Source organism: Paenisporosarcina quisquiliarum, assembly GCF_027563315.1.
In the GTDB taxonomy this organism is placed as follows: Bacteria; Bacillota; Bacilli; order Bacillales_A; family Planococcaceae; genus Paenisporosarcina; species Paenisporosarcina quisquiliarum.
The window spans coordinates 75,907-88,977 of sequence record NZ_JAMKBJ010000011.1 but is presented as its reverse complement, the minus strand read 5'-3'; the positions used below and the strand labels follow the sequence as shown (position 1 = coordinate 88,977).

General features: G+C 36.7%; 12 protein-coding genes. All 12 read right to left on the bottom strand.

Annotated elements, in window-relative coordinates; all coding sequences use genetic code 11:
• Positions 1-292: 292 nt before the first annotated feature.
• Complete coding sequence (locus tag M9R32_RS12685) at positions 293-721, bottom strand: hypothetical protein (protein WP_269927107.1); 429 nt, start codon at positions 719-721, stop codon at positions 293-295.
• A 181-nt stretch (positions 722-902) separates the two neighbouring features.
• The gene (locus M9R32_RS12680; RefSeq protein ID WP_269927106.1) at positions 903-1,340 is read right to left on the bottom strand and encodes a hypothetical protein; all 438 of its coding nucleotides are present in this window, start codon (positions 1,338-1,340) and stop codon (positions 903-905) included.
• Between the two features lie 136 nt (positions 1,341-1,476).
• Positions 1,477-2,181, bottom strand: coding sequence for a DUF5694 domain-containing protein (locus M9R32_RS12675; RefSeq protein ID WP_269927105.1), 705 nt, complete (start codon positions 2,179-2,181; stop codon positions 1,477-1,479).
• 179 nt (positions 2,182-2,360) lie between these two features.
• Complete coding sequence (locus M9R32_RS12670; RefSeq protein ID WP_269927104.1) at positions 2,361-2,906, bottom strand: hypothetical protein; 546 nt, start codon at positions 2,904-2,906, stop codon at positions 2,361-2,363.
• Between the two features lie 110 nt (positions 2,907-3,016).
• The gene (locus M9R32_RS12665; protein WP_269927103.1) at positions 3,017-3,694 is read right to left on the bottom strand and encodes a hypothetical protein; all 678 of its coding nucleotides are present in this window, start codon (positions 3,692-3,694) and stop codon (positions 3,017-3,019) included.
• 389 nt (positions 3,695-4,083) lie between these two features.
• Positions 4,084-4,761, bottom strand: a complete 678-nt coding sequence (locus M9R32_RS12660; protein ID WP_269927102.1) for a hypothetical protein — start codon at positions 4,759-4,761, stop codon at positions 4,084-4,086.
• Positions 4,745-5,266, bottom strand: a complete 522-nt coding sequence (locus M9R32_RS12655) for an RNA polymerase sigma factor (protein WP_269927101.1) — start codon at positions 5,264-5,266, stop codon at positions 4,745-4,747. The genes M9R32_RS12660 and M9R32_RS12655 overlap by 17 nt, the downstream gene beginning before the upstream one ends.
• A 195-nt stretch (positions 5,267-5,461) precedes the next feature.
• A complete protein-coding gene (locus M9R32_RS12650; protein ID WP_269927100.1) occupies positions 5,462-5,689 on the bottom strand; it encodes a hypothetical protein in 228 nt (75 codons plus the stop codon).
• Positions 5,690-5,786: 97 nt separating this feature from the next.
• On the bottom strand, positions 5,787-7,571 hold the full coding sequence (locus M9R32_RS12645) for an ABC transporter ATP-binding protein (protein ID WP_269927099.1): 1,785 nt from the start codon (positions 7,569-7,571) through the stop codon (positions 5,787-5,789).
• Positions 7,571-9,325 carry an ABC transporter transmembrane domain-containing protein gene (locus M9R32_RS12640; RefSeq protein ID WP_269927098.1) on the bottom strand — a complete coding sequence of 585 codons (1,755 nt, stop codon included), beginning with the start codon at positions 9,323-9,325 and terminating at the stop codon, positions 7,571-7,573. The genes M9R32_RS12645 and M9R32_RS12640 overlap by 1 nt, the downstream gene beginning before the upstream one ends.
• 233 nt (positions 9,326-9,558) lie before the next feature.
• The gene (locus M9R32_RS12635; RefSeq protein ID WP_269927097.1) at positions 9,559-10,815 is read right to left on the bottom strand and encodes a Y-family DNA polymerase; all 1,257 of its coding nucleotides are present in this window, start codon (positions 10,813-10,815) and stop codon (positions 9,559-9,561) included.
• A 592-nt stretch (positions 10,816-11,407) separates the two neighbouring features.
• Positions 11,408-12,658 (bottom strand): MFS transporter, encoded by a 1,251-nt coding sequence (locus M9R32_RS12630; RefSeq protein WP_269927096.1) that lies wholly within the window; start codon positions 12,656-12,658, stop codon positions 11,408-11,410.
• Positions 12,659-13,071: the final 413 nt, after the last annotated feature.

The following is a 13,071-nucleotide window of genomic DNA, read 5'->3' as shown; positions in this document are numbered from 1 at the left end:
CTTAGAAAATAGCTCAAAACCTTCCAATTAGGATACTGGGAGGTTATTTGGCATACGCATTTTTTAATATACCACGTATAGATTTATTCTATCAAAAAATATTGACAAACTATTAGCTGGTTTAGTTTAAGTGAAAGCCTTCACATTCATCAACTAATTTTAACATAAATATCCAAATACTCTCTTAAATAATCGAAAAAAGCGATGATTCACAATTGATCATCGCTTCTCTTGTTTCTGTCGATAAAGCTTATTTTACATCCCAAACTTTCAATTAAATTATGTTACTTATTTATTCGCACTTCATACCTTCATCATATTCAAAATGTTTAACAATTTCCTTTCTGGTATTTTCTAACTCTTCTCTTGTATTCATAAACACCTCTTTAATATCGCTGTCTGACATTTCACTTAAATCACACACTTGATGTGTTGTATAAGCTCCGTCATCGTTCTTTGTAAATCTGCCAGTACAACCAGTTACCTCATTAATCTTATTGAACTCTTTTTCATAAGTGGTTGCATCTGCTATATCAGTAGCTGGTATAGTAAGCGTCCAATCAAATAGATAAGCTTTTCCATCTTTAAATGAGTATTTATAAACATGCTTGTTGTTCTCACCAAAAATTTTGCTACAAGTTAAGGTAGTATTTTGGCCACCACAACCTGTAAGAATTAAAATGCTAGCAATTGTAAATAATCGATATATTAATTTTTTCATATATGTCGCCCTCTCTAATAACATTACACAGTTAAACTAACCTGCTGCTTTACTTCAATAAGAAAAAAGGCTTTACTCCTTCTTGAAGTAAAAGCACCCGTTAGTTGAATATGGTTAAGAAAATAATGAAGATTATTGTTCAAATCAATACGAAAAGATAAAACTTAATAATAAGCAGTAATTATTCTTCTAAAATTTCTAAATGAATTAGGTCACTTTGTAATTCATTTTGAGATGAATAGCCTGTTTGGATAATATTATCTTTATCACGAGCAAAATATATATATTCTACTTCTGGTTCAGTATCAAAAATTACACCTATATGATATGGATTCATTTGTTCATAGCCGTCCTCACGATGTGGCACTGTCCAATATCCCCACGTTTCCCCAGGGTACTGTTCTTCCAAATGCCTCTGTATATAACCTACTTTTTTTTCAATTTGCAAATCAATCCAATATGGACGTACGAAATAAAAGATACCAAAAGACATCAAATATAATATAGCCAATCCCTGAATAATTTTCCTCCATTTTCCTTTCAAAATAAAAGAAACTAATAGAATAACAAATAAAATTCCACCGACTATCATCAATTCAATTAATTCAATCGGATGCATGGAATATCCCCCATTTATTGAATAAGTTCGTTAGTTTGTTCTTCAACTAACCTGCTGCGTTAGTTTAGTAAGAACAGAGACGCTTTTTAAACAATCGAGCACGATTATGGAATATCCGTCTAAAGAAAGTACTTTTTTAGGATAGATAACTTAGTGGTTGGACAACCTCACAAACTTCACTTTCTTCAATAAACTTTGTGACAATAGTAGAATGCGAACCACCTACTATGAATAAAATACGTTCTTCTTTAGAATCAATAAGACGGGTTAAATTACCAAACATTATTAGATTCCTTTTATACCACCAACTTAACCAGTTCATACCAACATAATTATTAAGTTCACCAATGCGTGCTATATTTACATATATTTTATGCAACTTGTTAAGTAAGGTGGGAGCGTTTAATTCTTTGTAATAGTCTATTACACTTTTGCCTTCCGACAATTCAGGGAACTCAAGACCCTCGTATATTTCATTTAAAAGTTCTGGTTGATTTTCCTTTGCCCAACTCTCAACTTCTCCATAATCCATATCTGAATTTCCCATCCAATCAGTTGGATAAATCTGTTCATGCTCCAGCTTTAAACCTAACCGAAAGCCTACTTGAAATATTTCATTCATTTGTAGTTGGTATGTACCCAATTTATATTGTTTATATTTCTCGTTACAATATTCACTATCCTCTGGTACCATTTCAACTGCAATTTTTGTCGGTTTAAACTTCTCTAATTTAGATACTAATTCCTCGATTTCAATCTGCCTTTTTTCAGAATCTAACCCCTTATGTTCGGACATATGAAAAGTTCCAAGTACAAGAACTTTCGCCTTTTCCTGTTTCAATGAAGATCCCCCTTTTTAAGTATCCCACCAATCATAATAATCATTCTTCGCGCATTCAGCTTAAACAATATGGCTCGACGGTTGAAGAAAAGTTACACAACACTCTTTAACTAATCTGCTTCGTTTGTACAATAAGTTCAACAAAAAATGCGTTAATCCTTCTTGGATCAACGCACCCATTAGTTCAATGATTTTACTCGTTCTCTTAATTCTTTTATTTCTTCAATCATCTGGACTGGATAATCACTTGGTGTTGACTCTCTTATTTCTTTTTCCTCAAATACCTTAAACTCCAGTAAAACTTTCCAAAATTGTTCTGCTCCATCTAAAATGGCATCTAAGAAATCTCTTTCAGGTAATATAGCTTGTGCCAACACTTCGACAGGTTCCCATTCTCCCTCAATAGAAAATTCCAATAAACTGTTGCTTATTGATTTCAACTTCATAATATATGGATCGATACCATACATTATTTCTACCTTACGTTCGTCTAAATAGCCTTCAACAGCAGATGTATAAGTTTGTTCCCATAAATCTAACCCACTAGGAATATCATTTCCTACAACAATTTGATCATTATACTGAATCATTACATGCAATTGAATATACTCAGGAGTAAATTTTTGGTGTTCAAAAACTTCTCTTAATTTCAAAGAATCCTCTAAGGATATATGCCGCTCATCACCACTGCAAAATTCAACTAGAAATGTACTTATTTTAAACATCACAAAACTCCTTCAGATACTTTGCTCTTTATAAATTTTATGTAATTGCAATTTCGACTAAACTGCTGCGTTAGTTCAATAAGTACTATTCGTAGGCGATAATAAATTATTTATATTTGAACAATCCACTGCTTTGATTCATTTTTATTAACCAAAGTTACTTCATTGGATGATATCCACTTTAATTTCCCAAAATGCTTTGTAAAAGCCCATTCGTTTGGCCTTTCTGTAATTAACTTTTCACGTTTAATTACTTCACCTGTATTACTTTTGACAATGATACTAATTTCAAATTTATCAATATCGTGTTCACAGAACACTTCTGCAATATGTTTTCGATTAGGACTTTTCTTCGGTTGTTTCCATATACGTTTGTTAATATAATTGCAATCAATGACTTTTTGATAAGCACTTTCGAAAGGTTGTTTGTTCCAACTCTTTTCATTAATGATTTCATCAATACCTTTTTTTAGTAACTTTAAAATCAACTTTTTCTTTTCTACTTGGGACAATTGAAAGTATTGATCAATATTTAGTTCAACTTGTACTGTACAAATATCTTCACCGATAACTCGTTCATTTGATATTGTTTCAACACATTCGACTATTACTTTCCAACATTTCTCCGTTTTGAATTTTTCAAAATGGAATTCAAATAAAGATGCTATACATCTTATTTCATCTCGAAATTCTCTTCGTTTTTGTTTCCAGTTTTTCTCATAGTCTTCTATACTGCCATCGGTTTTAACATATGGTATATCCAAATCAAATTCTCTAAGGATAGGCATTCCAGAACCCCTTTTCGACTGTTTCTTGTAATTATTACATTACCTCTTATTAAACTAACCTGCTGCGTTAGTTTAAGTGAACACTTTCACAATCTTATATTTATTTTAACATTAATATCCAGCTTCGATATTATAGAGGAATACCCATTTTCCATATCCATTAATGATTAATCAACCTTTTTCTTTAACAGAGCCTAATGAAATATGCGCTATAGCGTACACGCATTTCGCATCCTTCCTTACCAACTAAATGAACTTTTAACCATAAAAAATAACCCAGCTTTAAATTAGACGCACAAGATGGGTTATTTCATTATTTAGCTTACATCCTAAAAGTTTTTTCCATGTATACAATTCAAATTCCGTATCTTCTTCATCATCTTTAAAAATCACTTTCTCCAATCGAATTGCTCATATACATCCATATTCACACCATCGTTTATATGAACATGCAGTGATCTTAATTCTTCTGCAGTTGTATTCTTACGTTGATAACTAATTTGCAATTCAATACTTGGTTCTGCTTGACTCCATATCATGTTTTCAATCGCTAGCGTCTCAAAATCAACTTGTTTATAGTCATCAATCAGTGGTTTTATTTTAAAATCTTGATCCATTATAGAGTATTTTTTAAATTCCTCTATATCTCCTTGTTTTAATGCTTCTAAATATAGGACAAACATTTCTGCGGCCTTTGTAGATTGCGTTTCTTTTAGTATTTCTTTATACATTTGGTTGTAACTAGGGTGATTTGATAATAAATCATCAATATCATAATGATGAATGGTGGAAATAGGTGTATCCTCTACTTTTTCCGTTCCAAGCGATGGATTCTCATTTTCAAATGAAAGGAACAGCACGTAAAGAGTCGAAATCGCCATCAAAACAACGCCAATAATTTTCAACCTTTTTGAAAGACTCCGGCTCAGCAAACTTGAATTTATATTTACTTTCGTAATTTTCTTTCTCAGTTTGTTAACGAAAGCCATGTCCGGATCCAAGTCAGGTCTTTCCACTAAAGACTTAATAAAATCATAGTTTAACTCATTCTTATTTTGATTCTTCAAGGTAGTCCCACCCTTCTTGGACATGTAATTCTTTTCTTAATTTATTAACTGCTCGATGGAAATCCACACTTACCTTTGCTTCACTACATCCCAAAATTTCTGCTGTTTCCTTTACACTTAACTCTTTCAACGCTCTCAGAATAACGATGGTCCGATAATGAGGCTTAAGATGCAATAATACTTCTTGAATGTTACTCCAATTTTCTTTATTCATTAATCGTTTATCATTTGATTCTTCTTGAAAAGAGTGCTGTTGATTCCTAAGTAAAATTTGCGGGAAAAAATTTAATAACTTTTGTTTTCGTTTTAAATCAACCGCGGTGTTTCTAGCTATTGAAAGAATCCATGTCTTTCTTTTACTCATATCCTTTAACTGATAAAGGTTTTTCATCACTTTAATAAATGTTTCTTGTGTTATGTCTTCTGCTTCTTCTTTATTGTTGGTAAAGTACAATGAAAAGTGGTAAACATCTTTATGGAACTCATCGTATAGCTCTTCGATCAACGAAGGCTCTGACCTCACAACTATCCCCCCCTAATCTTTAGATGCTAATAAGTCGTTTGAAGTAGCTCTTTATTTCAAAATGAAATAAAAATAATTAAATTTCTGTATGTATACGTATTTCAATGAGAAAAAGGCTTTACTTCCTATGAAAGTAAAGCCTTTTGAATATTTAGCCTATGAACAGATTTTTTCACATTACTTCATCATTTCGGTATATATGTAGAAGTTGTACACCACTGGAATGATTAAAGCCAATGCGATACACAGTGTTGCTGCTATTTTTGATTGCCTTGTAATGCGTTCATCTTCTTTATGTAAGTGTTGAAAAAATGTAAGTGTGAAGTAGAAACATAAAATGAATAATATTATGGATATTATCCCAATCCATTTTCCTGTTGTGCCCATTAATTCTATATTAGACATGAATCCTTAATTCCCCTTTGAATTTATTGAAAATCAATTTTGGAAAAATAAAAATGTCTATCAAATCTAATCAATTTGATAGACATTTTCCATCTTTTTAATTTTTAACCGTTTCTTCGACAATCCCGTTCTGCAGCAAGTACATTTTATGATAAAGCCCTTTGCTGGCAAGTAATTGCTGGTGATTGCCCCGTTCGACAACCTCTCCTTGATGAAGAACCAAAATCAGCTCTGCATCTTGAATCGTACTCAATCGGTGTGCAATTGCAATCGTAGTTCGTCCTTGACGCATTTTTTCAAGACTAGATTGAATCGCCACTTCTGTTTCCGTATCGATGTTAGCAGTTGCCTCATCCAGGACTAAAATCTTTGGATCCGTTGCCATCGTGCGTGCAAATGCGACAAGCTGACGTTGACCACTCGAGAATGTTGAACCTCGTTCGGTCACTTTTTGCTTATAGCCTTCAGGTAACTGATTGATAAAACCATCAGCTTGAACAAACTCAGCGGCAGCTCGGACTTCTTCGTCTGTCATATTTTGATTATGCAAACGGATATTGCTTTCAATGTCCCCGAAGAACAAGAACGGATCTTGAAGCACGAGACCCATTTTATCTCGTAATTCCTGAGCCTTGAAAGCCTTAACAGATTGACCATCTATCAAAATATCACCTTGTTCGAATTCATAAAAACGCATTAATAAATTGATGATGGAACTTTTCCCACTACCTGTATGACCGACAAGAGCTACCGTTTCGCCAGGGTTTGCGGTAAAGGATATATTTTTCAATACATCTGTTTGTCCATCGTATGAGAATGTTACATTTTGGAATTCAATTTTTCCTGCATCAATTCGAGCATCCGTATTCGTCTGATTTGGTACTAGTTCCTCTTCATCTAGCAATTTGAAAACGCGTGAAGCAGCAACAATTGCTTGCTGGAAAATAGATAGACGTTGCATGACTTGGTTAATCGGTTCAAAGAATCGGTCGATGTACGTCACGAATGCGTAAATCACACCCACTTCGATTGTATTGCTGAAAGAAGTAACCCCGAAATAGCTCAGCAACATGATTAGTGCAAGTGCATACACCAGATCGATCGCGGGACGCAGTAACAAACTATCCATTTTGATGTTACGCTTGCCAGCTTTCCAGTGCTGTTCATTGATGTCATTGAATTCATCCTTCAATCGCGGTTCTTGTCGGAAAGCCTGAATCATGGACATTCCTTGAAGTGATTCTGCCAGTTTGGCATTCAATTGACTCAAACGTTCACGTAAATCTTGGTAAAACACTGAGCTGTATCGACGGTATGTTTTGATAATCATAAATAATATCGGCAATAACAATAAGGTAACGAGCGCCAACTTGACATTCAGAATAAACATCGCGATATAAACACCGACCACTAAAAATCCACTTTGCAAGAATCCAACCAAGACACTGACGAACATATCTTTAATGGCTTCCGTATCATTCGTTACGCGAGAAACAATGCTACCGGCGGGCGTTTTATCAAAATAACGCATCCCGAGGTTCTGTACTTTCGTAAAGACATCAATACGCATCTGCTGAATGATTTTCAGTGCAATCTCCTGGAATTTCAGTAGCTGGAAATAGCTGATGAAAACATTAGAGATTTGAATGAATAAATAGGCACCCGCAAGGCCTACTAATGGTCCTGTTGGAAAGTTTTGAACGGTCAAATAATCATCAATGAACGTTTTGATTAAGATTGGTCCAACAACATCTCCGATTACGGTAAGTCCAAGGAGGAATAAGGCAAATGTAATGACCTTCTTATGTGGCTTCAAATAAGAAATGAGCCTTCTTAAGATAATGCCTTGATCTTTTCCGGTTAGTTTTGGCTGTTCTTCCATTACACCTCACCTCCCATTTCAACTAGTGCTTCTAATTGTTGTAACTGATACATTTCATAGTACCGTCCTTTTCGTTCCATGAGTTCTTCATGGGAACCTTTTTCAACAATTGTCCCTTCATGAAGCACAATAATCTGATGTGCATGTTGAATCGCGCTTAATCGATGTGCTGTGATAATCGTTGTTTCATCAATACGAGTTGCTTTCAGTGACTCAAGAATGGCTTCTTCTGTCCTTGCGTCAACTGCAGATAACGAATCATCCAAAATTAACAATTCTGGTTTCATCATCAATGCACGAGCAATTGAAATCCGTTGCTTCTGTCCACCTGATAACGATACGCCTCGTTCACCAACGATGGTTTCATAACCATTTGTGAATTTTAGAATGTCCTCATGAATGTGTGCGAGCTGAGCAGCTTCATACACTTCTTCTATTGGGGCACTGGTATTCGCAAAGGCAATATTTCCAGCAACCGTCGTTGAAAACAAGAAATGATCCTGTGGTACATAACCAATAGCTGAACGAAGTCGTTCTTTTTTATAAGCATTGATTGAATGACCTCCGTATGTAATCCACCCGTCATATCCTTCAAATTCACGTAATAATAGCTTCAAGATCGCCGTTTTCCCCGATCCTGTCTTACCGACAATTCCTAACGTTTCCCCGCGTTTCAATGTGAAGTGTACATTTTTTAATGCCGCACGTTCATCTTCCGGGAACTTGAATTCATCGATATGAACTTCAAGGTCGCCTTGCGCTTTTACATCCAGTGCTTGCTCTGTATCATCAATATCAATTGGTTCAGCTAGCAATGCACGAATCCGATCGTAAGATGCACGACCACGTTCTACAATATTAAACAACCAGCCAAAAGCAAGCATCGGCCAGACAAGTAATCCAAGATACGCTGTAAATGCGATTAAGTCCCCGATAGACATTTCACCAGCAACAATAAATCGCGCACCGAACACAATAGATAAGAAAAATGATGCACCGACTATTGCCGAAATTGTAGGATCAAACAGCGAATCTACTTTCGCTACATGAATATTCTTTTCCACCACGTCATCCGATAACTGGACAAAGTCTTGAATGTCTTCTTTTTCCTGCCCAAATGTTTTGATGACTTTAATTCCCGAAATACTTTCTTGTGCTTTATCGTTCAAGTTTGAGAACGCTTCCTGGGCAAAGTGGAAGCGGTTGTGTAGCATTTTCCCATAGTAATTTGTCAAATACGCCATGATTGGCATGGGAATTAATGCAATGAGCGTTAACTTCCAATTGATTGTAATCGCCATCGCTGCAATAACAAATCCGCCAGTAGTGAGTGAATCCACCAACGTCAAGACGCCCGCTCCTGCTGTTTGTTGAACAGCTGATAAATCATTGGTCGCATGTGCCATCAAATCGCCAACACGGCGTTTTTGATAAAAACGTGGTGACATGCGCGTAAAATGTTGGAATAAACGTTCTCGCAATTGGCGGGCAAGTAAAATTGCCGAGCCAAAAATCATCATGCGCCAGTAATAACGAATGATATACATGGCTAGAGCTGCTCCTGCCAGTAACAATAGCCACTTCACAAGCGCTTCGCCTGTCAAAGTACCCAATCGAATTTCATCGACGACATACCCTATTATTTTAGGTGGCAGCAGTTGCAAAAACGCAACAACCATCAACATCAGGATGCCGACGATATACTGTTTTTTTCTCTCTTTAAAAAACCACCCTAAGTCTAAAAATACTTTCACGCAGTAATCCCCCGATTCTTTTTTACAGACTTTACTAGTTTAGCAAATGTTCCGAATTTAGAGAAGATACTATTTGGTAATTTTTCGGAATAAAATGCAGAAAAAAATCAAGCCAAGATAATCGTTTCTTGGCTAAAAAAATTGCAGAATGCCATTGATTTCACCGACCATTTTCTGTCGTTTTAAATGACATTCTACATATTGTCTATCCCTAACCTTGTATGCAATTTGGGTTATTCGGCCTTATGTCCCCCGATTAATTTGGAACGAGCTCTGGCTGTGCCGGCATCCGTATAGGAAACGGCACGCAGTAAAGCGGCCGAACCATATTTGCTGCGAATGTGATCCATGGCAGAACCAAGCTTTCGCTTACGCCACTTTTCCGCTTCAAACAAGCTGAGCTGCATCGAATGCTCCGGCTCCATATTCGATAAAGTGACGGACAAACGTCGGACAGGACGGTCATCAAAATGTTCCTCCAGTAGCTTTACACACATCTTGTAAATTTTCATTGTGTCGTTTGTGGCTTCTTCCATCGAACGGGAACGATGGAACCCGCCGCCAAAAGCATCTTTACTGTACTCCGCACCGAGGTGAACGGTACGCCCGACTTTTCCCGCTTCCCGCGCACGTCTCGCCACGTCTTCCGTCATTTCAAGGACAACTGCGAGAATGTCTTCTTTTTTCCGGTAATCACGAAATAGAATTTGCCCTTTTCCGTAACTGACTTGGCCTTCGATAAGAGGTGCTCCAAGATCCGATAAATCAATCCCCCAGGCATGATGATACAGTTGGTTTCCCATTACCCCGAATTTCGCTTCAAGCGTCGACAACTTCGTTTTCGCGAGATCCCCAACTGAAAAAATCCCCATGGCATTCAAGTTTTTTTCCATTCGCGGTCCGATCCCCCACATTTCGCGAAGAGGCGATACCGGCCATAACTTTGTTGGGACATCGTCATAAGTCCAGCGAGCAAATCCTGTTTTTTTGGCATCCAAATCAAGCGCCAGCTTCGACATCAACATATTCGGACCCATGCCCATCGCAGATGGCAATTGAAACTGCTCCAGTAAATCGTCCTGAATGCGCTGGATGGTTTGCTCGACAGGTCCCCATAATCGTTCCGTTCCAGCCAAATCGATAAAACTTTCGTCCACGCTGTAAACATGAATCGCTTCTTTCGGCACATACTCACTAAGCAATCGGGTAATTTCCATAGACACTCGTACAAAAAATCCCATTTTCGGTTCAATCAGCCGAATGTCTGGATGATCCGGAATTTCAAATAAACGCGTACCTGTCTTCACACCAAATTCTTTTTTTAATGGGGGGGAAGCCGCTAACACGACACTTCCCTTCTGTTGCTGATTCCCAATAATCGCAATCGGGGTTTTCATCACGTCAAGTCCTTCATCCGCTGCTGCACAGCTTGCATAAAAACTCCGCATATCGAGACAAACGATTTTCCGATCGGGATATTGTTCATACATGATGTTCTCCTCCTCAAAAACGAACAAACGTTCTTTTATTCCTAAATGAATTATACCCCGAACGAACGTTCTTAATCAATGGATGGAAAATATTTTCACTTTTGAAGTGGTGTAACTTGCAGGTTGAAGGAATGGCGTTCTAGGTAGACAGAATGGGAATCTAGGTTGACAGAACACTCGGCCAGGTAGACACAATGGCTCTCCAGGTTGCACAAAATTAAGAAACACAAAAATTCCCCAAAGAAAAAAGCGTTCGAAAAATATCGAACGCACCAGAAATCAATCACGCAGCATGAATGAATGCAAATTGTAGCAGCACCACTAGAAAAAAACGACGATAATTAGTAAGGCTATTCCTATTAGAAAACCTCCAATTACGTCAGAGTTGTTCCACATAAAATATATTGTGCTTTTATTGTTAAAATCGTATGATTTTACTCTTTTCATTAACCATAATCCGAAAATGATAAGGAAAATCAGTCCAAACATAATTAACATGGGAGTATCTTTTATATATACTTCAGTTTCCACTAAAAATCCTCCCTTGTGTAACTGCTAGATCTGCCAGGCTATCAAGTCCTAAATGTATTTATTATAAGGTTAAATCAGATGACTTTGGAACAACTACAGGCTCACCTGCTTTTAATAATACTTTGTTTCTTCCAAATAACACGCCAAGTATTAACATAAGCACTCCCGTACCCAATAGAATCCATTCAACTCTCACTACATCTGCCATAGGTCCAAAAATGAGCATTCCTATAGGCATCATTGAGGTAGCGATCATCCCGAATACACCAAATATTCTACCTAAGTAATCACCCTCGACTCGCTCTTGGATCAGGACAGTCGTCGGTGTATTGAAGACTGGCATTGTCACGCCGAATATCGCCATGAAGAGTAAATAAGCCCAAAACATTGGCATAATCCCTAATGCAATCGTACAAATCCCCATAATAATACTGGCAAGTGTCATCGTATGCACCTTATTTGAAAAGCCACCCCACGAAGCAATAATGCCACCGCCTGCCATCATTCCAATCGAAAAGGCTATTTCAATTGCGGTTAACCGCCATACATCATCACCAAAGCTACGAGTCACTTGTAATGGAGTTAAAAATGCTGCTGGCGCCATCAAAACAAATAACACCGCGAAATACAAAAAGAACGTTTTCAAAAAAGCGTGGTTATTAATATACGTTAAACCTGCTTTAAAATCAGTAAGATAGCTTGTTGTTTGTACCTCGGATGCCTTTGCATGTACCTGGATTTTTAAGAATACAAGCAAAGTTACGATTGCTATAGCTGCAGTTACCACATCTATAAAGAAAATAATTTCTAATGTAGCCATAGTCAGCATTGCCGCACTCACCATAGGAGACACGAACATAATAATAGCCTGTATACTTCCGTTAATTCCACTTACCTTTGTCAGTTTATCCTCAGGAACTATTTGCGGCAAAATAGCCCCTACTGCCGGACCTTGAATACCTGTTCCTATCGCTCTAATAGCAGCCATGGCAAACAGTAACCAAACCGTCTCATATCCCATTAAGAAGACAATTGCCATGACGAGAGTTGCAACAGCAATTAGACTATCCGATAAGATGATGAGTACCTTTCGATTGTATCGATCTGCCCACACTCCGGCAAAAGGCGATAAAATAAAAGTAGGGATGAAACCACATAATATAAACAGTGTCATCATCATTCCTGATTGTGTAGTAAGTGTTATATGCCACATAATCGCATATTGAACCAGCGAGGAACCAAAAAGTGATATCGTCTGGCTACTTAAAAAGATAATAATATTCTTTTTCCAATTTTCATATTCCATATTCATTTTCTTCACGACCTTTTCGGTATATTTCCTACGATGAAAAGTAAATGGTTAAGGTCTTTTTTGTTCGTATCGAAAAAGAGTAGTTACATACAATTTTAGACAACAAAAAAAGAGGGTGGATTCAACCTCTTTTTTGATAAACATAAAATCAAGTTTTCCTAAAGAGACAGACTAATCCCATTTACTCTACACTTAAGCAGAGCATAGACCATATGCAATTAACGGTATAAAGTTTGGATTCTAAGTCTCATAGATGTTGTCAAAAGGAAAACCTCCATTACTTTTAGTAAATTACATTTTACCATTGCTTATTTTTCTATTCAATAATTAGATGGAAATATTTTCATTTCCAATAAGTTCTATATTGATTTCTTGTTCATCGAGTTCGATAACAAATTTATAAAACGTAACGA